Annotated in this window: 19 protein-coding genes and 1 tRNA gene; 5 read left to right on the top strand and 15 right to left on the bottom strand. The window is 53.9% G+C overall.

Going from position 1 to position 18536, the window contains the following annotated elements; genetic code table 11:
• Nucleotides 1-279, bottom strand: coding sequence for a (2Fe-2S)-binding protein (locus tag ACTRXA_RS01695; protein WP_442425473.1), 279 nt, complete (start codon nucleotides 277-279; stop codon nucleotides 1-3).
• Nucleotides 280-503: 224 nt separating this feature from the next.
• On the opposite strand from ACTRXA_RS01695, the gene ACTRXA_RS01690 reads away from it, so the two are divergent.
• A complete protein-coding gene (locus ACTRXA_RS01690; protein ID WP_442425472.1) occupies nucleotides 504-866 on the top strand; it encodes a hypothetical protein in 363 nt (120 codons plus the stop codon).
• A gap of 79 nt (nucleotides 867-945) precedes the next feature.
• Here ACTRXA_RS01690 and ACTRXA_RS01685 read toward each other — a convergent pair.
• Together ACTRXA_RS01685 and ACTRXA_RS01680 are read right to left on the bottom strand one after the other, a co-directional pair.
• A tRNA-Met gene (locus tag ACTRXA_RS01685) sits at nucleotides 946-1022 on the bottom strand.
• Nucleotides 1023-1098: 76 nt separating this feature from the next.
• On the bottom strand, nucleotides 1099-2466 hold the full coding sequence (locus ACTRXA_RS01680; RefSeq protein ID WP_442425471.1) for an MBL fold metallo-hydrolase: 1368 nt from the start codon (nucleotides 2464-2466) through the stop codon (nucleotides 1099-1101).
• A gap of 175 nt (nucleotides 2467-2641) precedes the next feature.
• On the opposite strand from ACTRXA_RS01680, the gene ACTRXA_RS01675 reads away from it, so the two are divergent.
• Nucleotides 2642-3181 carry a hypothetical protein gene (locus ACTRXA_RS01675; protein ID WP_442425470.1) on the top strand — a complete coding sequence of 180 codons (540 nt, stop codon included), beginning with the start codon at nucleotides 2642-2644 and terminating at the stop codon, nucleotides 3179-3181.
• Nucleotides 3182-3330: 149 nt separating this feature from the next.
• On the opposite strand, the gene ACTRXA_RS01670 is transcribed toward ACTRXA_RS01675, so the two are convergent.
• The gene (locus ACTRXA_RS01670) at nucleotides 3331-4536 is read right to left on the bottom strand and encodes a hypothetical protein (RefSeq protein WP_442425469.1); all 1206 of its coding nucleotides are present in this window, start codon (nucleotides 4534-4536) and stop codon (nucleotides 3331-3333) included.
• A gap of 60 nt (nucleotides 4537-4596) precedes the next feature.
• Nucleotides 4597-5358: an alpha/beta hydrolase gene (locus ACTRXA_RS01665; RefSeq protein WP_442425468.1), complete on the bottom strand. Its 762-nt coding sequence runs from the start codon at nucleotides 5356-5358 to the stop codon at nucleotides 4597-4599.
• A 240-nt stretch (nucleotides 5359-5598) separates the two neighbouring features.
• Here ACTRXA_RS01665 and ACTRXA_RS01660 point away from each other — a divergent pair, with 240 nt between their 5' ends.
• Nucleotides 5599-7866 (top strand): aconitate hydratase, encoded by a 2268-nt coding sequence (locus ACTRXA_RS01660; protein WP_442425467.1) that lies wholly within the window; start codon nucleotides 5599-5601, stop codon nucleotides 7864-7866.
• A gap of 96 nt (nucleotides 7867-7962) precedes the next feature.
• Here the strand turns inward: ACTRXA_RS01660 and ACTRXA_RS01655 are convergent, their stop codons facing one another.
• The 4 genes from ACTRXA_RS01655 to ACTRXA_RS01640 all read right to left on the bottom strand — a co-directional run bounded on the left by ACTRXA_RS01655 (nucleotide 7963) and on the right by ACTRXA_RS01640 (nucleotide 10184).
• A complete protein-coding gene (locus tag ACTRXA_RS01655; protein ID WP_442425466.1) occupies nucleotides 7963-8154 on the bottom strand; it encodes a hypothetical protein in 192 nt (63 codons plus the stop codon).
• A 30-nt stretch (nucleotides 8155-8184) separates the two neighbouring features.
• Nucleotides 8185-8391 carry an SH3 domain-containing protein gene (locus ACTRXA_RS01650; protein WP_442425465.1) on the bottom strand — a complete coding sequence of 69 codons (207 nt, stop codon included), beginning with the start codon at nucleotides 8389-8391 and terminating at the stop codon, nucleotides 8185-8187.
• 7 nt (nucleotides 8392-8398) lie between these two features.
• Nucleotides 8399-9346 carry a M48 family metalloprotease gene (locus ACTRXA_RS01645; protein ID WP_442425464.1) on the bottom strand — a complete coding sequence of 316 codons (948 nt, stop codon included), beginning with the start codon at nucleotides 9344-9346 and terminating at the stop codon, nucleotides 8399-8401.
• A 160-nt stretch (nucleotides 9347-9506) separates the two neighbouring features.
• On the bottom strand, nucleotides 9507-10184 hold the full coding sequence (locus ACTRXA_RS01640) for a tetratricopeptide repeat protein (protein WP_442425463.1): 678 nt from the start codon (nucleotides 10182-10184) through the stop codon (nucleotides 9507-9509).
• A 189-nt stretch (nucleotides 10185-10373) separates the two neighbouring features.
• Between ACTRXA_RS01640 and ACTRXA_RS01635 the strand changes: the two genes are divergently transcribed.
• Both ACTRXA_RS01635 and larB read left to right on the top strand, forming a co-directional pair.
• Complete coding sequence (locus ACTRXA_RS01635; RefSeq protein ID WP_442425462.1) at nucleotides 10374-11396, top strand: NAD(P)H-dependent glycerol-3-phosphate dehydrogenase; 1023 nt, start codon at nucleotides 10374-10376, stop codon at nucleotides 11394-11396.
• Nucleotides 11396-12163, top strand: a complete 768-nt coding sequence (gene larB, locus ACTRXA_RS01630; protein ID WP_442425461.1) for a nickel pincer cofactor biosynthesis protein LarB — start codon at nucleotides 11396-11398, stop codon at nucleotides 12161-12163. The genes ACTRXA_RS01635 and larB overlap by 1 nt, the downstream gene beginning before the upstream one ends.
• On the opposite strand, the gene ACTRXA_RS01625 is transcribed toward larB, so the two are convergent.
• From ACTRXA_RS01625 to ftsE, 6 genes are all read right to left on the bottom strand, one after another.
• Entirely contained in the window at nucleotides 12132-13130 is a 999-nt protein-coding gene (locus ACTRXA_RS01625) for an NAD-dependent epimerase/dehydratase family protein (protein ID WP_442425460.1), read from the bottom strand. The genes larB and ACTRXA_RS01625 overlap by 32 nt on opposite strands.
• Before the next feature lie 12 nt (nucleotides 13131-13142).
• Nucleotides 13143-14150, bottom strand: a complete 1008-nt coding sequence (gene tsaD / locus ACTRXA_RS01620; RefSeq protein ID WP_442425459.1) for a tRNA (adenosine(37)-N6)-threonylcarbamoyltransferase complex transferase subunit TsaD — start codon at nucleotides 14148-14150, stop codon at nucleotides 13143-13145.
• Nucleotides 14151-14249: 99 nt separating this feature from the next.
• Nucleotides 14250-15641 (bottom strand): S41 family peptidase, encoded by a 1392-nt coding sequence (locus tag ACTRXA_RS01615; protein ID WP_442425458.1) that lies wholly within the window; start codon nucleotides 15639-15641, stop codon nucleotides 14250-14252.
• Nucleotides 15642-15753: 112 nt separating this feature from the next.
• Nucleotides 15754-16899 carry a murein hydrolase activator EnvC family protein gene (locus tag ACTRXA_RS01610; RefSeq protein ID WP_442425855.1) on the bottom strand — a complete coding sequence of 382 codons (1146 nt, stop codon included), beginning with the start codon at nucleotides 16897-16899 and terminating at the stop codon, nucleotides 15754-15756.
• Between the two features lie 44 nt (nucleotides 16900-16943).
• On the bottom strand, nucleotides 16944-17849 hold the full coding sequence (ftsX, locus tag ACTRXA_RS01605; protein WP_442425457.1) for a permease-like cell division protein FtsX: 906 nt from the start codon (nucleotides 17847-17849) through the stop codon (nucleotides 16944-16946).
• On the bottom strand, nucleotides 17846-18517 hold the full coding sequence (ftsE, locus tag ACTRXA_RS01600) for a cell division ATP-binding protein FtsE (protein WP_442425456.1): 672 nt from the start codon (nucleotides 18515-18517) through the stop codon (nucleotides 17846-17848). The genes ftsX and ftsE overlap by 4 nt, the downstream gene beginning before the upstream one ends.
• Nucleotides 18518-18536 lie beyond the last annotated feature (19 nt).

Below are 18536 nucleotides of genomic sequence, written 5' to 3'. Positions count from 1 at the left end.
TCAGTATCTGGCAAACAGTTTACTGAAAATTCCCCGTTTTCGAACCTGTCCGTTGGCCGGAGGGTCGGATTTTTCGGCAGGCTGGAGCTTTTTCTGGTGCTGGTCGAGAAACAGCTGGAGGAGCATGTGGCAGGACTGGCATCCACCCCCGGCACCGCAGGCGGCCGTGATTTCCTCAATGGATTGCAGGTTTTCCTCCCGGATGTGCGTCTTGATGACCCGGTCAGAGACTTGAAAACATTGACAGATGATCTCTTCCCCGGTTCCGGTGGAGTCCATAAAAGTCCCTCAATTCCAATAGCTTATAATGAGAATTATTATCATTTTAAGTTTTCCCCTCCCCTCCTGTCAATCCTAAGTTTCCCAGAGATTCCCACCCAGACAGGGGAAATAAAATGGCCGGAATGCATTCCAGGGAGCATCTTGACTATCAATACAGCCGTTTCATTGGAAGCAATCAGACTTTAGAAACCTCACACCTCATGCCCAAAAGGAGGATCGTAATGAAATACCGTTTCGCAATGGCCATCGTTCTCGGATTCATTCTGGCAACATTCAACCTGGCTTTCGCGGGACCGGGCATAACGGCCGACCAGGATCAACACTCTCCGGTGACGCAGGCCACTTTGAACCAAATCATCGATGACACCCTGAAAGTCGAAACCGTGGGATCCCACCATGAAAGCTGGGAGCAGTACCTGGTCCTTCAAGGCCTTGCGCCCTGCCTGGAAAAATGCCAGAGTAAATTTGAGTCCTGTATGAGCTCGGCGGGCGACGACCCAAGCAAACAGTTTCGCTGCGGGGAAGAACGGACGGCCTGCACCCTGGCATGCGACAACCAGTACTACAACCGGATGGAATTTTAATTCCAGCGGGAAGAGGATAGGTATTGGTCGGAAAAATGAAAAAGGCCCGGAGATATTTCTCCGGGCCTTTTTTTGTATCTGGTGGCGGTGCAGGGACTTGAACCCCGGACGCTACGGATATGAGCCGTATGCTCTAACCAGCTGAGCTACACCGCCTTGAAATCGCGATAAATCCTTGAAGGAAAGCAGTTTAGTTTTTTTACCCCACCCTGTCAATATTATTGCATACCTGCTAATTCCCCTCAAACTGCCCCTTCCAGCGGCGCACATCTTTCAGGTATTTTTCCCGGTCCATGGCCTTATCCGGGGGAAACACCTCCATGAGCGGCTGGGGGAATTTCTTTTCCTGCGGAAAGCATTCAAAATTGCCGCCCACCACACGATACACATTGTGAAAGGTGCGGTACTGGCCCGATGCGCCGACGAAATCCCAGTTGGTCTCGCCTTTTATCAGCCTGTACAGTTCCGAATAGGAGATGCCCTCGTATACATTGACTCTGCCCAGGTATCCCCTGGTGATGGCAGGCGGCTTGCTGAAATCGATGCTCCACACGTCGGAGTCGTCCTCGCCGAACAGTTCCAGCCGGTAGCCAACTTTCCAGTGCCCCCAAGCGGAGGCAACTTCCAATTGCTGAAGTCGCTCAAGGAATTCCTTCTGCAAAAAATTTTCAACGCACTGCTTCTCTTCCGCCTGACGGGCCGGGTCGGTTGTCATGGTGCGGATGCGCGGCACTTCCATCAATGGATTGAAGGCGGTGATGCTGTCGTTGTTCTCCTGAAACTTTACCGTCTCGGACTTCTTTTCGTGGAGGGTCACCCCCTCTTTCGTGATCTCCGCAATGTCGCCCGGATTGAATACGCTCGACTGGATTTCCGGAGCGAACTCACGCAGGTCCTCCAGAAACTGTTCCTGTGTGGTGGGAAACACAAAGTGATTCAGAAAGTCGAAGCGATCAAAGAACCGCTCCCCTGCAGAACCGGGCACGGCGAATTTCGGCGACAGCGCCTTCGCTACCTTCAAAAACGAACTGTACTCCTCGAAAGGCAGGACACAGGGCTTGTGGAAAGCAAAATTCTGCTCGAGCAACGGCTGAAACCGAAGGTGAGCCAAATCCACCCGGCCGCAAATGCGGTGAATGTATTCGATGATTTTGGGTGAGACGATGGTGTCCACCTGGTTCCAGATGCTCACCTCTCCATCCCGCACAATCACACCGTGCTCGGGATAGTAGTCCTCAAGGAGCGAAGGAGTCGGAATGAGGGTCAATCCCTTCACAGTATACGACTCAAAGCTTTCGACTGCGGTGACATCGCTGTAACCCAGTTCCTTCAGGCATTCAAGCATGAGGGGGTCCTGCGGACAAAACACCTTGAGATCCTTAGGCAGGTAGGCCAGCGTGCGGATGTCGAAATGATCCTGATGACGATGCGACAGGTACAATACGTCCGGCCGCTTCAGCTTTTCGCGGTCGATCTCCACCTTCGGGTAATAATGGTTGAGCTCCTCAAAGTGGATGCTGAACAGGCACGGATCGCAAAGCATGGTGGTGTCTTTGGACTCAATCCACAAACAGGCATGACCAATGAGAGTCGTTTTCATGGTTCTAAAACGTGCCGGGTTACAGTGATTATATTCGGAAGTGGGTCAGCATACCGGAAGGCCGGGCTTATCTCAAGGTCTTTCCCTGCTGGGTGGATTCAACTTGACGACCGCGAAAGGATTGCGGAGAATTGGGAACCGAAACGGAAACCTTTATTTTCAGCCACGGAAAACCATGACGCAAGATACCATTCGATTCGAAGAAGGCAAACCCTGCCCTGTGCAGGTGGCGGGCACCGGCGGGGGGTTGTCGATTTCCGCCAACGGCGACATGCTGTTGATCGGCTCCATTCCCAACCCGACCGAGGACCAGATCGCCGCCTGGAGCGGCAAGTGGCGCGCCAAACTCATCACCGAAAGCGAGTTCCCCGCCATCCCCATTTTTGCCATCGGCAGTGAGGACTGGATTCTGGAAGCGCCATGCAATCCCTGTGACAACGAAAAGGAAGCTCCCGGATTCTGCGAGGCCCTTTACGCAAAGGACGATGTTGCCATGGCCGCCATCCTGGTCGATTCCGAAACAGGGCTCATCCGCAAGATCACGCAGGTGCCCCTGGACGAGATGTTCATCGAACGGCTGGTGCTGTCGTGGAACCCCTTCCGTTACGAGGCGAACGATTACAACAAATCATTCACGGCTCAGGAATTCGCGGAAAAGGTCGGGAATATTTTCAAGATGCGGCCGTCCAAAGAACTGTGGATGACCTCCTGGTAGTGGACAAGGTCCACGGGGGGCAGGCAATGGCGTTTCCATCCCTGCAAGGGCCTGCGGGAGCATACCTGAAAACAAACCGGCATTGAACCGGGGCTTCAGTCCATCGTTGCCCGCCGGGCAAGGTCCATCTGCCTCTCCATACCAGGGAACTAGGTGGTGTACTCTTCGTCCTCGTCGAGGTCCTCTTCCTCGTCGTCCTCCTCCTCGGCGACGACATCCTCGAATTCTTCCTCCTCTTCCTCCTCCTCTTCCTCTTCTTCTTCCTCTGCTTCCAGTACGGGGTATTCCAGATTGTCCATGTATTCCGACTCGCGCAGAAAATCGAGACCTTCCTCGTTGAACGGATTGTCGTCCAGGTAGAGCCGCACCAGGTTCGCCATGTGTTCCGAGTCAGCAATCGCTTTCAGTCCCTCGTTGGTGATCCCGTTGTGCTCGATCATCAGGACTTCCAGATTGGCCATGTATTCCGACGCCGCAATCGCCGCGAGCCCCGCATCGTCGATGTGGTTGTGATCGAGTGACAGGAAAGTGAGGTTTTTGAGATATTCGGAGCCCGCAAGGTACCCCGCGCCCACAGGGGTGATGTGGTTGATTTCCAGGTACAGCTTCTTCAGGTCCTTGAGGCCTTCGAACTCGGAGACCACCTTGGCTTCCACGTCGCCCAGGTTGAGCTTGCTGAGGTCCAGGGTCTCGCCATCGTCGCTCAACCGTTTGCGGATCATGTTCAAGGTCAGGAATACCTTGATGGCGTCCTTCCCTTTCTGGGTGAGCTTGTTGGCGCTCAGGTCCAGCCGCTGGAGGTTGATGTAGTTTTTGCTTTCGGCGAGAGCCAGCGCCCCGTCGTCGGTGATCTCCGACTTTTTCAGGTCCAGCATTTCCAGGCTGGGAAGGTTCTGGCAGGCGGCAAGGTGCCTCGCGCCCTCGTCGCCGATGGGGTTTTCCGAGAGCACCAGGCTGGTGAGGTTTTGCAGATTGCTGGACCGGCACAAATGCTGAACCCCTTCGGGTCCAATGTCGTTCCAGGCCAGCCGCAGGGACTTCAACTGCTCCATATTGCGCGACTGCGAAATGTGGCGGCACCCTTCATCACCCAGCTTGTTCTTGTAGAGCTTGAGATACTGGAGATTGCTCAGGTTTTCCGACTCCGCAATATACCGCGCGCTTTCCGAGGAAAGCTTCTGGTTGGGAATAATGAGGCGCCTGAGATTGCGCACCGACCGTGACTTTGCCAATTCCGCCACCCCGGCATCGCCCAGTTTGGTGAAGTGAAAGTCCAGAGTGGACATGTCCCGGCTCAGCTTGAAGCCGTTCCGGATGATTCCCTCAATGTTGTAAAACTTTTTGGCGACGGTCATGGTTCCCCTTCAAACATCAGTGATGCTTCACATTGTACAACAAACCCGGCAAAGACGGGCTCAAACCACCTGTTCGAAAAATCGCAGAAGGCACCGGAAGTAGCCGTAATCCGGCGCCATCAGGATGTCGTTGTGCCCCACTCCGGGCAATATCTGGAGAGCCTTGTCCTCAGACCCCGCCTGCTGGTAGTTCAATTTCGCCTCGTGAGGGTAGATCAGCACATCGTCCTCACCGTGCATGATGAGAAGCGGACATTTGACACGCTCGATCTTTTTACTGTTGTTGAACACCGCATCCTCTTCCGGTGTGGTGGCGTCGATTTTGAGCCCCCGGCGCTCCACCAGGGGAATGGGATCGGCATAGCCGCTCTCAATAACACAGGCCTGGATCTCCGGGTAGGAGGCACACAGTTCGATCGCCGAAGCACTTCCCAGCGAACGGCCCATCACGCAGACCCCGGGCAAAAGATGCCCGCCCTCTTTCAACGCCTTGTAAACAGCATGCGCGTCCGCCAGCGCTCCCCGCAGGGTGGGGTAACCGTCGCTTTTGCCGTAGCCCCTGTAGTCGCAAACGACGAAATCCGCACCCAACTGGTGATAGGCCTGCGCCAGGGCATCGTAGTCGGCGGCGATCTCCCCATTACCGTGGAAAAACAACAGGCTGAAGCGGGCATCCGGGTTGGGATGGCGGCGGACGTGAACCTTGATTTCTCCCTCCACCGGAATGAACAGGTCCTCCGCTTCGGCGGGACCGGGCCCATGATCGGGCCGGGGAAAAAACAAATTCTGGTTGAATTGTGGGGTGTCAAAAATGGAAGTCATGGTGCCCCTCGAAAACTCCCGACTGTTTTCCCCGGTGAAACCCGCAACTCCAGCGTTAACAGGGAAAAATCAGACTTTAAGAGAGTTGAAATTTTGTTGTAATCGTGGCAAAATCTACCGTTCCAATTTGAGACTCTACGAGTTTCCAGCAATCCCTCCCTGAGCCAAAACCTGGCAACCCATAGCGAGGGGCCTACTATAACACCGATAAACTGTATTTTTAAACTAAGGAGCTATTCAATGTTAATGGATCCGGCACCTATTGAAAAACGCTTTGAATCCATGGGCAAGGTTCTCGACGCCGCACGGAAAAATCTGGGGCGTGACCTCACGATCGTCGAGAAAATCCTCTATTCCCATATGGACCCGGCAACGGATTTTTCAAAGCTGGAGCGGGGCAAATCGGATATTTTCCTGGATGCTGACCGTGTTGCCATGCAGGACGCCACGGCTCAGATGGCCATACTTCAGTTCATGTCCGCCAAGATTCCGGAAGTGGCGGTTCCCACGACCGTACACTGTGATCACCTGATTCAGGCGCACACCGGATCGGCTGAGGACCTGAAGGCCGCTGAGGACACCAACAGGGAGGTGTACGATTTTCTCCGCTCCGCCGCCATGAAATACGGCATGGGCTTCTGGAAGCCCGGCTCCGGCATCATCCACCAGGTCGTGTATGAAAACTACACCTGTCCCGGGACGTTGATGATCGGCACCGACTCCCACACCCCGAATGCGGGCGGCATGGGCATGATCGCCATCGGCGTCGGCGGCGCGGACGCGGTGGACGTCATGACCGGCCAGCGCTTCATGACCCGCATGCCGAAATTCGTGGGCATCAAGCTGACCGGCAAGCTGAGTGGCTGGACCGCCTCCAAGGATATCATCCTGAAGGTCGCCACCATGCTGACCGCAAAAGGCGGAACCAACAAAATCATCGAGTACTTTGGCGAAGGCGCCCGCTCCCTCAGCGCCACCAGCAAAGGTACCGTCACCAACATGGGCGCGGAACTCGGCGCCACCACCTCCATCTTCGCCTACGACGACAACATGGACGTGTACATGCGCAAAACCGAGCGCGATGGGATTGCGGACCTGTGCAAGAAGTACCGGGAGTTGCTCGTTTCCGATCCGGACGTCGAAAAGAATCCGGAAAAGTACTACGACGAGGTTTACGAAATCAACCTGTCGGAGCTGGAGCCGCACATTGTCGGCCCGCACACTCCCGATCTCGGCCGCACGGTTTCCCAGATGGGGGCGGATGCGGAAAAGAACGGGTATCCCAAGGAATTGTCTGCGGCGCTGATCGGCTCCTGCACCAACTCCAGCTACGAAGACCTCACCCGTTCCGTCAGCCTGGCGCGTCAGGCCAAAAAGGCAGGCCTCAAGGTGAAGTCGAATTTCCTCGTCACCCCGGGTTCCGAACGCATTTTCCAGACCATCACCCGCGACGGCATCATGAAGGATTTCGAAGATGTCGGCGCCACGGTTCTGGCCAACGCGTGCGGTCCGTGCATCGGGCAGTGGAAACGGGATGACATCCAGAAAGGTGACAAGAACAGCATCATCAGTTCTTACAACCGCAACTTCGCAAAACGGAATGACGGCAACGCCGAGACGCTGAGCTTCATCGGCTCTCCGGAGATCGTGGTCGCCATGGCGTTCGGCGGCCGGCTGGACTTCAACCCGATGACCGATACGCTGAAAACCCCGGACGGAAAGGATTTCAAATTCGAGCCGCCGCAGGGTGAGGTGTATCCGGAACAGGGTTATGCCTCCAAGGACAGCGGTTACCAGGCGCCGACCAATTCAGGCGAAGTCATCATCGATCCGAAGAGCGAGCGTCTGGCATTCCTGGAACCGTTCCCGAAACACGACCCGGTTACGGATTACAATGATCTCAAAGTGCTGTTCAAGGCGGCGGGCAAATGCACGACCGACCACATCTCGCAGGCCGGGCCGTGGCTGAAGTTCCGCGGTCATCTGGACAACATCAGCAACAACCTGTTCCTCGGTGCGGAAAACGCGTACTACGAGGAAACCGGTAAAGGCCACAATGTGTTGACGGGGGAAGTGGACGAGCTCAACAAGATCGCCCGCCAGTACAAGGATAAAGGCATCGGCTGGATTGCGGTCGCGGATGAAAACATCGGCGAAGGCTCCAGCCGCGAGCATGCGGCCATGGAACCGCGGCACATGGGTTGCCGCGCCATCGTGGCCAAATCCTATGCCCGCATCTTTGAGGCCAATCTGAAAAAACAGGGTGTCCTGCCCTTCACCTTCGACAACAAGGATGATTACAACAAAATCCAGCAGAAGGACAGCATTTCCATTGAAGGTCTGGACAAACTGCAACCGTATCAGCCGGTCACCCTGGTGTTGACCCATGAAGACGGTTCGACCGACAAAATCAAGGTGAACCATTCCCTGAACGAAGGGGAGATTCAATGGTTCTATGCCGGTTCGGCCCTGAACTATGTCGGCAGCCAGAAAACGGCGGCAAGCTAATCAGCCCCGCCTTCTGTTTTTCGGGCAATAAAGAAACCCGGGCCCCCCAAGGGGGTCCGGGTTTTCTGTTTTTTTTCGTGAAGTTCGGAAGAAAGCTCAATCGCCGTCCAGAAGGCTTCGCACTCTTAGTTCGTCTTCAATGTTTTGAAGCTTGTTCTGCAGGAACTGCTTTTTGTTATTGTTGCCGGAGTTGTCTTCCTGAGAACGGGCATCCAGCAATTTCTTAGTGTTCTCATACAACACCAGCAGTTCTTCATCATCCAGGTCTTCTACATTTGGACTACCCATAAAAGCCCCACATTACTCCAGAAAGAAAAGTTAAGCATGGGCGGCCCGGTCATCGGAAAGATTGAGAGGAACCTCGATCCATCCCTTTTTCTTTCCGTTTCGCCAGGTGATTTTCAGCCAGTTTCCCCGGGTTTGCAAAACCCGTACACGGGTCCCTTTATTCAAGCGATTGCAGACTTCACCCTTTTCCTTCAGGTGAACGGTGCAGTTTTTTTCCAGTACAATACTACTTTCCATAAAAAGGTCAAAACTTTTCCGGGTCGAGTTGCAGAATTTTATCTTTCCTCGGCTTCCCCTTCCTGACAATTTTTAAATATTCTCCGGGGACGGGCTTGGACTCTAACCGGAGCCCGTTCAAAATGGCAATATCCCAATCTTTTTTTTCGTCTCCCAATTGGTCAATGGCAATACTGCGAAAGGTATCGCCGGGCTTCACCTTATAAATGTCGATATATTCCTGATCATAATCGCGCCGATCGCTTTTGTGAACCCGGCCGCCGTATTCCATTCCTTTGATTTTTTGAAGATACCCCTCACGGTTTCTTTTAAGCGTTCCGCCATGGCGTTTGTTGATCGAATCGGACAGGGTGTCAGCACGAATGATCCGTTCCTTGGTGTCCGGATGAGTCGCCTGAAAACTGTGGTACACCTGGCCTGACAGAATTTCCTGTTGGCGCAGGTTACTTAAAAATTCAACCATGGCATTGGGATCGTATCCCGACTTCTGCGCAATCATCAAACCGTGGGCATCGGACTCCAATTCCGCATCGCGGCCATAGCCCAGGTTGATCGTGTTGAACAACTGCGTGCTGATCATCAACCATTCCCCGGCATTCTTTGGACTGGCAATGGCGCCCCCGATGCTCAGGATCTGAGCCCCGATCTGGCGGATTATCTGTTTCGCCCCATGATGCTGGGTAACGTGGGCGATTTCATGACCCAACACGCCCACAAGTTCCGCTTCACTGTTGACCATTGCAAGTAGGCCGCGGGTGACATAGATATACCCTCCGGGAAGGGCAAAGGCGTTGACTTGCGAACTGTCCACGACCTTGAAAAAGTAACGGCTGAACTCCGGGTTGGACATATTGCTGACCAGATTCTGGCCAAGCTGATTCACGTACAGCTGCAGTTCTTTGTCCTGGTACAATCCGTACTGGGCAATCACCTGGGGATCGGCTTTCTGCCCCATGCTGATTTCAGTTTCTTTATCAATAAAGGGAACTGCCAGGACAGAATCGGGACCTGTGAGGCAGGTCAATGAAAACAAAAAAAGGAGGGAAGAAAGGAAGCGGAACAAATATCTGTATAGGAACGGTGGGAACATACCCTGAACCGTGGAAAAGTACCTGTTACTCGAGTTGCCTCAACTTCCGGTCCACCTTTTCCAGATCCGGATGGCTGGGAAACTTGTTCTTCATTTCTCTTAACATCAAGATTGCATTCTGAGGGTCATTCAACGATTCGTAACAGCGGACCAGACCCATGTAGATATAGAATAGCGGGAAGTCTGAAGAGCTGTCTATAATAGATTTGTAAATTTCAACGGCCTTCTGAAAATCTTTTTTAGCTTCATGGGCATAGGCAAGCCCTTTCTGGGCCAGCACGTAATTCAGGGAATCCCGCCTGGCCTCCTGCGTCACCAGGGTATATTCCTGAATGGCCGAATCGTAGTCGCTCTTTTCGTAAAATGTTTCCGCCATCAACAATTGAGCACGTATTTTTTGGGGGCCCTCGGAAAACTCCTTCAGCAAAGCCTGCATTTGACTTGTAACATTTTCATCCGGCTCGGCCTGTTGACGCTTCTGCAGTTTTTCCATTTCAAAATACAGTTTCTCCATTTCCTGCCATTTTTTATGCTCACTTTCGGTCCACAACCAGGAACCCACAAGCACAGCAAGCACCAGGCCCGCTAATCCGAACACCAGGGCCCGGTTCGCGTCCAGAAACGTGATCATGCGGCCGCCGAAGCGTTGCAGGGAATCAGGTTCTTTCAGGTCTTTTTTGGTAAGTTTTTGTTGCTGGGCCATAGGAAATTTTGTTCAAACCACAGGGTGGCGGGGTGAATGAAAACTGCAGAGGCCCAATTTAAGCACAAAGAAAAATTACGCACAAGCCCAATTTCCACAATCATTTTGCGGTAAAATGCTATATTCGGAAACTTGTCATCCGGGAAAACTTACATTTTCTGAAGCCTGATACGAGGTACGAAACCAGTTATGACAGATTCCTCACGCATTGGAGTGATCGGGGCCGGAAGCTGGGGCACTGCATTGTCCCTTCTCCTGGCTGAACAGGGCCGAAGGGTGGACCTGTGGGCCTTCGAGCCGGAAGTTTGCGCTGCCATCAAAGAGAAAGGCGAAAACACAATCTTCCTGCCGGGAATCGCCCTTCCCGATTCCATCCACCCCTCGACCCGGTTTGAGGACGTGGTGAAGGACAAGGACGAAATCGTTCTGGTGGTGCCGACCCATGTGCTCCGGTCTACTGTGGGTCGTTTCGCTCCGTTGCTCAAACCGGATTGCCTGGTTATCAGCGCCAGCAAGGGTATCGAAAACGACAGCCTGCAATTCGTTCATCAGATCGTGAATGAAACACTGGGAAGGCCGCAGCCGTTTGCGGCACTGTCCGGACCCACTTTCGCCGCGGAAATCGCAGGCAAAACACCCTCGGCCATTGTCGCAGCAGCGGAAAACGAAGAAATTGCAACCCGGGTCAAAGCGTTGTTCGAATCGTCCTTTCTCAAAGTATTCACCAGCACGGACGTGCTGGGAGTGGAACTGGGCGGTGCGCTCAAAAACGTGATCGCCATCGCCACCGGCATCTCCGATGGCCTGGGCCTGGGCTTCAACACCCGGGCCGCACTCATCAACCGGGGCCTGGTTGAAATGACCCGGATTGGCACAGCCCTGGGGGCACGCCTGGAGACCTTTTCCGGACTCTCCGGAATGGGCGATCTGGTCCTCACCTGCACAGGGGATCTAAGCCGCAATCGGACTGTCGGGATGAAGCTGGCAAAGGGAGAATCACTGGACCAGATCACGGGGAGCATGAAAATGGTGGCCGAGGGAGTGCATACGGTGACTTCTGCTTACAGGCTGAAAGAAAACCTGAACATCCAGGCGGCGATCATCGAGGAAACCTACCAGGTTCTCCACCGTGGCAAATCACCCCAGTCCGCCCTTCTGGACCTGATGAACGTTGAAATCGGCTCGGAATTTTCCGGAATTAAAGGATTGTAATGAACCCGCACCAGATTGAAAAACTGCTGAAGGACCTCTTCGCTCAAAAAGTAAAACCCGAAGCCGCCCTGGAACAACTGCGCACCCTGCCCTTCGAGGACCTGGGATTCGCGCATGTGGACCATCACCGTCCATTACGCAACGGCATGGCGGAGGTCATCTATTGCGAAGGCAAAACCGCCCCGCAGATATCCAAAATCATTCAAAAGCAACTGAAAGCCGGGTGCGACATTCTGGCGACGCGCCTGGCGCGGGAATCCTACCTGAAACTGAAAAAGGATCTGCCTTCCAAAGCCAAATACAACCCCGAGGGACGGGTGTTGACGATTTACAAATCCACCAGACCGAAGCCCGTCGGACAGATTCTCGTGGTCACCGCCGGCACCTCCGATATCCCCGTTGCCGAAGAGGCCATCGCCACAGCAGAACTCCTTGGAAGCAAGGTGGACAAGCTGGTGGACGTGGGCGTGGCGGGGATTCACCGCCTGCTGGACAAGGTGGACCGGCTGCGGGAAGCACGGGTTATTGTCGTGGTCGCGGGTATGGACGGGGCCCTGCCCAGCGTCGTTGGTGGGTTGGTCAGCTGCCCGGTGATCGGTGTGCCGACCAGCGTCGGTTACGGGGCCTCTTTCGGTGGGGTGGCGGCGCTCCTCACCATGCTCAACAGCTGCTCCACCGGTGTCGGGGCCGTGAACATCGACAATGGATTCGGCGCCGGATGCCTGGCCCACCGCATCAACGTAATGGACGCGCCTTCCACGAAGTAACCAGCCGCTCCATCCCCTCTTCCGGACTCACCACCGGCTCGTAATTCAACTCCCGCCGCGCGCGGCTTATATCGAAACAATGCGAGGTCGCAAGCTGGCTTGCCAGAAAACGCGTCATGCGCGGCTCCGACTTCAAGCCGAACAGGCGGTGCACCGACTCCAGCAGCGCCCCCAGCCGTTTGCCGTTTCGATAGGAGATCGACCGCGTCACGGGCTTCACGCCCACCGCCTGCAACAGTTCGTTGATCCAGGCCCACAACAACACGGGTTCACCGTCGCTTAAAAAATAAACTCTCCCGCCCACAGGTTTCGCAACCGACAACGCCTGAAGCGCCTTGATATGCCCTTCGACCGCGTTGTCAATATAGATGATATCCACTTTATTTTTTCCCTCACCCACCCGCACCAGCTTTCCCTGACGGGCACGCTCGATAATGCGGGGCACAAGGTGGGGATCGCCGGGCCCCCAGATGAGGTGCGGTCGCAGGATGACCGTGGCCAATCCATGTTGCCCATTGGCTTCCAACACCCGCTGTTCTGCCAGGGCCTTGGTCTTGGGGTAGTCGCAGAGGTAGCGCCGGGCGTAAGGCAGGTCCTCCGTGCCGTTTTCAATGCCGATCCCATCGTACACAACACTGGGGGAGCTGGTGTGGATCAGTTTGCTCACACCGTGTTGCAGGCATGCGGCAATCACGTTCTCCGTCCCTTCGACATTAGTCCGGTAAAAGGTCTCGCGGTCGCCCCAGATTCCGGTCAGCGCTCCGCTGTGGAACACCGCATCCCGTCCCCGGCAGGCGTCGGCCATCGCTTTCCGGTCGGCAAGGTCAACCTGGAGAAAATCGATACCCTCTGGCAGGTCCGGATCATCCCGGCGTCCCAGTGCGGTAACAGCGTGGCCGAGGGCGTGCAGTCGACGGGCAATGTATCCTCCCAGAAAACCGCTCCCACCTGTCACGAGTATGTTCATGGGGATGGTGAATCAGACAGAAAAGTTGGCGTGGGCGTCCAGGGCCAGCAACTCACTCGCAGGCGGAGGCGCGTTGCGGTAGCGGAAGGTTCCGGCACAGGCGATCATGGCCGCATTATCTGTGCAGAGAATCGGTTTCGGCACGAAACACTGGACCCCCCGCTGGTTTGCGGCTTCCTGCAGTGCATGTCGAAGCGCTCCGTTGGCAGCGACCCCCCCGGTAAGAACAACGCGGTCCAATTGTTCCTGTTCGCAGGCGGAAAGGGCTTTTGCAACCAGAACCTCCACCACCGCTGATTGAAACCCGGCGGCGATATCGGCATCGCTCAACCCTTTGCCGTTGTCGCCGCGCCGGGCGATGGCCGTCCTGACAGCGGTTTTGAGTCCGCTGAAACTGAAATCGAGCGACCCCTTCTCCAGCCACGCACGGGGAAAATGGTGAGCATTGGGATTGCCTTCCCTCGCCCGTTTTTCGACGATGGGACCTCCCGGGTATCCCCAGCCCAGCATCTTCGCCACCTTGTCGAACGATTCCCCGGCGGCGTCGTCGCGGCTCCTTCCCAGCACACGGTAATCACCAAACCCGTTCACCCGGTACAGGTCCGTGTGGCCACCGGAAACGATCAACCCGATAAACGGAAACTCGACCGGCTCCTGAAGAAAAATGGCCAGAAGATGCCCTTCCAGATGGTTGACGCCAATGAGCGGCTTGCCCGTGGCGAATGCCAGCCCCTTGGCGGCATTCAGACCCACCAACAGCGACCCGACCAGCCCAGGCCCCTGAGTGACGGCAAACAGGTCGATGTCATCCAGTTTTTTGCCCGCCTGTTCCAGCGCTTCCCGGATAATGAAATGAATTTTATCGACGTGGCTGCGTCCGGCCAGTTCCGGCACGATCCCGCCATATTTCGAATGGATGTCGTGCTGGCTGGCTATGACGTTTGACCGCAAGTGAATGCCGTCTTCCAGTACGGCCGCCGCTGTTTCGTCACAGGAAGTTTCAATACCCAGGGTCAACATGGAAAACCGGGAAAAGATTTCATACTTGGATTAAAAAAACCAAAAGCCGGAAACGGGCACCCGAATCCGGCTTTTGTGAATAAGATCGAGAGAGAAAACTCAGTTGGTATTTTCACTCTTGAAGATTTTGTTCATCACCGACCACCCTTGAAGCAGGGAAACCGCTTCCCGCAGCTGAATGTCGTCTTCCAATTCTTCCAACGCCGCAAGCCGCTCTTCTTTAGCCTCTTTTTCGGCTTTGGTCGGTTCATTTTCGGTGCCTTCAATGCTTTTCTTGCCCTTCAGGTGCTGCTTGAGGTCTTTTTCCCGAAGGAACCTGCGGATTTCATCTTTTTCCTTTTCGGCTTCGGTTTTTTCCCCTGACTCCTCATTTTCCAGAGGCTCTTCCTCAATGATGATGTCGGGGGTGATCCCGTTTTCCTGGATCACCTTACCGCTCGGGGTATAATAGCGAGCCGTGGTGAGGCGAAGAGCGGAACCGTCGCTCAAGGGAATGATGGTCTGGACCGAACCCTTGCCGAACGTCTGCGTGCCCAGGATGACGGCACGCCCCATGTCCTGCAACGCACCGGCAACGATTTCAGACGCACTCGCACTTCCCCCATTGACGAGGATGATCATGGGGTATTGGAAATGTTTGCGGTTCTCATGCGTGGTGAAGCGCATGTTCTGGTCGTCGCTCCGTCCCTGTGTGTACACAATGAGATTTTCTTTGTCGAGGAACCGGTCCGCAACCTCCACCGCCTGGTTGAGCAGTCCTCCCGGATTCCCCCGCAGGTCGAGAATCAGTTTCTGAACCCGGCGTTCCTCGAACTCATTGAGGAAACGGTCCAGGTCCTGACTGGTCGTTTTGGTGAAATTGCGGATTTTTATGTAGCCGATGTTTTCGTAATACACCCGCTTTTTGACACTTTGGACCTTGATGATGTCCCGGGTGATGGTCACTACCTTCGGCTTTTCCATGCCCTTGCGGAAAATGGTTATGTTGACATCGGAACCGCGCTCGCCGCGAAGCAGGTTGACGGCGTCGGTCAGGCTGAGATCGAGGGTCGGCTCGTCTTCAATCCTGATGATCTTGTCACCAGCTTTGATGCCTGCCTTGTCCGCAGGGGTGCCTTCGATGGGGGACACAACGGTGAGAATGCCGTTTCGCACGGTTATTTCGATACCAAGGCCACCGAATTTACCCGAAGTTTCAACCTTCATTTGCTTGAAAGAATCCGGTGGAAGATAGGATGTGTGCGGATCCAGTGTTTTCAGCATTCCCTGGATGGCACCCTCAATCAGTTGTTGGGGATCCACCGCCTCAACGTAATTGGATTCGAGAAGGGCCAAAATTTCGGAGAACACTTTCAGCTTGTCGTAACTTCCTGGATTGGAAAAGTGTTCTTCACTGACTTCCGTTTCCGCGGCCCACGTCGAATTTACGGGAACAAGCCCGCCGCTTAGGGTCAGGGTCCCGGCCAGCATGAGGACAGCACCCGCTTTCATTAATTTTGATGCCCATTTTCCAGATGAAAAACTCAATGTCCCTCTCCACTATAAAAGAGTTGTTTTGCTTCGATTATACCCAATTCCCCCTGCAATAAACATCCCCAAATTTCTACTTTCCGGCAACTTGAAACCAGGGAGAAGGCTTGATGGGCTTGCCTTTGTGGCGCAATTCAAAGTACAGGGCGTCCCCCACCAGCGAGCCGGTATTTCCGGACAGGCCAATCACTTTCCCCTCTTCCACAACTTGCCCTTTCTTGACCTGGATGGAGTCCAGGTGTCCGTACAGCGAATGGTAGTTGTTGCCGTGGCCCAGAATGACAAGGTTGCCGTAACCTTCCAAAAAGCCGGTGTACAGAACTTTCCCGTAAAAAATAGCTTTTACCCGGGTCCCCGCTTTCACACCCAGGTTGACCCCGTTGTAAACAATGTAGGTATCGAACCGGTCATCCCACTTTTTTCCGAATCGGTTCAGCTTTTTGCCCTGTACCGGGTATTGAAGACGTCCCTTCATGTCTTCCAGGCTCAGACCCTGTTTGAGAATCAGTTTTTCCTCAAGCCGACCGATCAGCTCGTTCAATCCTTCCGAGGCTTTGATCAACTCCTTGCGCGTTTGCAGGGCGTAGATTTTTTTGGTTTTTACGTTTTTAAGGAATTGGGATTTGTAAGCGGCTTCCTCTTCCAGTTGCCGCTTTTTCTCCAGGGCCTCCTCTTCATATCGAACCAACGAGATCTGGCTTTTTTCAAGCTTTTCGGTTTCGGCCTGGAGTTTTTCCATTTGCTCCATGTAATCCTGAAAGATCACGGCGTCGTAAGCCATGACATTCTCCATGTATTTGAGCCGGGTGAGGAGCTGGTTGAACGTTTCCGACGAAAACAAAATCTTGACCAGATACATATCCCCGTTTTTGTAGATTTGTCGAAGGCGGTCCTTGAGAACCAACTTGTATTGTTCAAGACGTTTCTTGTGCCTGGCAATGGCCTCCTTCGCCTCGCCAACCCGTCTCTCATTCACCTGGATGTTGTATTGGTAGATTTGCAACTCCCTTTCGCGCAGCTTCTTACGATCCTCAAGGTGGCGAAGGGTTTTCAGGATGCGGGTTTCCTCTTTACCTATTCTCGATAACTCCCGATCCTGTTTCTCAATTTTTTTTCGAAGGGCTTCCAGTTCCCCCTTTTCCTGCTCCAGAAGATTCTCTACCTGGCTGGAGGCTTTTTCTTTCGAGTATGAAGGGACGGCCATTCCGCCGAAAAACACGGTCAAGACAAAGACTCCTGCCAGCTTATATGAAAACTTTATCTTCATCGACTTCGAAACATTTTGAGGAACTGGTTTACTGAAAGGTAGCTGCCTACCCAACCCAGGAATAAACTGCACACAAAAATGCTGCCCACAAATTGCGGTGACAAAAAATGAAATTCCATTCCACGGGTTATGACTTCCAGCGAGCCCTGAAAATTGATTGTCAGAAAGATCTGCAGACCCTTAACCAGGGCCAGGGACAGGGCGGCTCCCAACAGCCCATGCAAGGCCCCTTCCAGCAGATAAGGAAACTTTATGAAACGCGGTGTCGCTCCGATCAAGAGCATGAGTTCGATTTCTTCCCGGCGGGCAAAAATGGAAAGCTTGATGGTGTTGGATATGATCAGGAGGGCACCGATGCTCAACAGGGCCCCAAGTGCAAATAAAAACACCTTCATGAAAATCATAAACGTCTCGAACCGGCCGATCCATTTTTCTCCGTATTCAACGGACTCCACACCCTCTTGAATACGAACCCGTTCGGCAAATGATTTGATCGCCGAGAACTGCCGATCCAGGGCATGGAACTGAATGTTGAAGGACGCAGGCAATGGATTCAGGTCCATCTGCCCTAAAAATTCGGAATGATCTGAAAACATCTCCTTGAAATGCGTCCACGCCTCATCCCGGGACACGTATTTAAAATATTTTACGTCCGAGCTTGCCCGAATGAATTTTTCCAGCTTCGTTCTGGACTCCGACCCAATGTTGTCCTTCAGGTACACGATCAATTGCACCTGGTTGCTCCACGAGGTGAGAAGGGAGTTGAGATTCACATAAACGAAGATGAACAGGCTGAAAATGGATAAGGCGACGGTGATGGATCCCACCGATGCAAGGCAGGTCTGTTTGTTGGATTTGATATTGGAAAGTGCCGCTCGAAAACTGCGTATCAGAAAACTCACGTGAGTACCCGTGTGTCCACAATGCGCCCCCGGTTCAATGTAATAACCGAATGGTTGCCGCTGGCCAGCATGTCCTGGTTGTGGGTGGCGAACACCACGGTCGTTCCCGCCCGATTTGCCTCCTCAAACAGATTGAGGATTTCCTGCGAGATAACCGGGTCGAGATTCCCGGTTGGCTCATCAGCGAGAAGAATCTTTGGCTCCGTAACCAGGGCCCGTGCAATGGCCACACGTTGCTGCTCGCCACCGGATAATTGCAGAGGGTAGGCATCTTTACGGTGCGACAGACCGACATTCTTGAGTGCTTCCCATGCCTTGGAACGAATCAACCGCCGGGGCTGGTTGCTGGTGATTTCCAACGCGAACGCGACGTTCTCAAAAATGGTTTTCCCAGGGAGCAGTTTGTAATCCTGAAACACCACGCCGATATTCCGGCGCAGAAGGTAAAGCATGCTTTCCTTGAATTTACCGATGTTCATGCCGTTGACCAGTACCTGCCCATGGTCATGCTTCTCCCACCGAAAAAGTATTTTAAGAAGGGTGGACTTCCCGGCGCCACTGGGTCCGCTCAAAAACACAAAGGCGCCCTTCTTGATAATCATGGAAATGTCGAACAGGGCGGGTGTGTTGCCTTCGTAGGTTTTGTAAACGTTGTACAGTTGAATCATGCTTGACCGGTCCGAACCA

This window comes from Nitrospina sp. P1_D6 (genome assembly GCF_052156615.1).
In the GTDB taxonomy this organism is placed as follows: Bacteria; Nitrospinota; Nitrospinia; order Nitrospinales; family Nitrospinaceae; genus Nitrospina.
Note: the sequence above shows the minus strand (reverse complement) of the source record. Positions and strands in the feature narration are given on the sequence as shown.

Coding starts and splice junctions, on each gene's coding strand:
- ACTRXA_RS01695 (WP_442425473.1), bottom strand. CDS start 279: ATGGACTCCACCGGAACCGGGGAAGAGATCATCTGTCAATGTTTTCAA.
- ACTRXA_RS01690 (WP_442425472.1), top strand. CDS start 504: ATGAAATACCGTTTCGCAATGGCCATCGTTCTCGGATTCATTCTGGCA.
- ACTRXA_RS01680 (WP_442425471.1), bottom strand. CDS start 2,466: ATGAAAACGACTCTCATTGGTCATGCCTGTTTGTGGATTGAGTCCAAA.
- ACTRXA_RS01675 (WP_442425470.1), top strand. CDS start 2,642: ATGACGCAAGATACCATTCGATTCGAAGAAGGCAAACCCTGCCCTGTG.
- ACTRXA_RS01670 (WP_442425469.1), bottom strand. CDS start 4,536: ATGACCGTCGCCAAAAAGTTTTACAACATTGAGGGAATCATCCGGAAC.
- ACTRXA_RS01665 (WP_442425468.1), bottom strand. CDS start 5,358: ATGACTTCCATTTTTGACACCCCACAATTCAACCAGAATTTGTTTTTT.
- ACTRXA_RS01660 (WP_442425467.1), top strand. CDS start 5,599: ATGTTAATGGATCCGGCACCTATTGAAAAACGCTTTGAATCCATGGGC.
- ACTRXA_RS01655 (WP_442425466.1), bottom strand. CDS start 8,154: ATGGGTAGTCCAAATGTAGAAGACCTGGATGATGAAGAACTGCTGGTG.
- ACTRXA_RS01650 (WP_442425465.1), bottom strand. CDS start 8,391: ATGGAAAGTAGTATTGTACTGGAAAAAAACTGCACCGTTCACCTGAAG.
- ACTRXA_RS01645 (WP_442425464.1), bottom strand. CDS start 9,346: ATGGGGCAGAAAGCCGATCCCCAGGTGATTGCCCAGTACGGATTGTAC.
- ACTRXA_RS01640 (WP_442425463.1), bottom strand. CDS start 10,184: ATGGCCCAGCAACAAAAACTTACCAAAAAAGACCTGAAAGAACCTGAT.
- ACTRXA_RS01635 (WP_442425462.1), top strand. CDS start 10,374: ATGACAGATTCCTCACGCATTGGAGTGATCGGGGCCGGAAGCTGGGGC.
- larB (WP_442425461.1), top strand. CDS start 11,396: ATGAACCCGCACCAGATTGAAAAACTGCTGAAGGACCTCTTCGCTCAA.
- ACTRXA_RS01625 (WP_442425460.1), bottom strand. CDS start 13,130: ATGAACATACTCGTGACAGGTGGGAGCGGTTTTCTGGGAGGATACATT.
- tsaD (WP_442425459.1), bottom strand. CDS start 14,150: ATGTTGACCCTGGGTATTGAAACTTCCTGTGACGAAACAGCGGCGGCC.
- ACTRXA_RS01615 (WP_442425458.1), bottom strand. CDS start 15,641: ATGAAAGCGGGTGCTGTCCTCATGCTGGCCGGGACCCTGACCCTAAGC.
- ftsE (WP_442425456.1), bottom strand. CDS start 18,517: ATGATTCAACTGTACAACGTTTACAAAACCTACGAAGGCAACACACCC.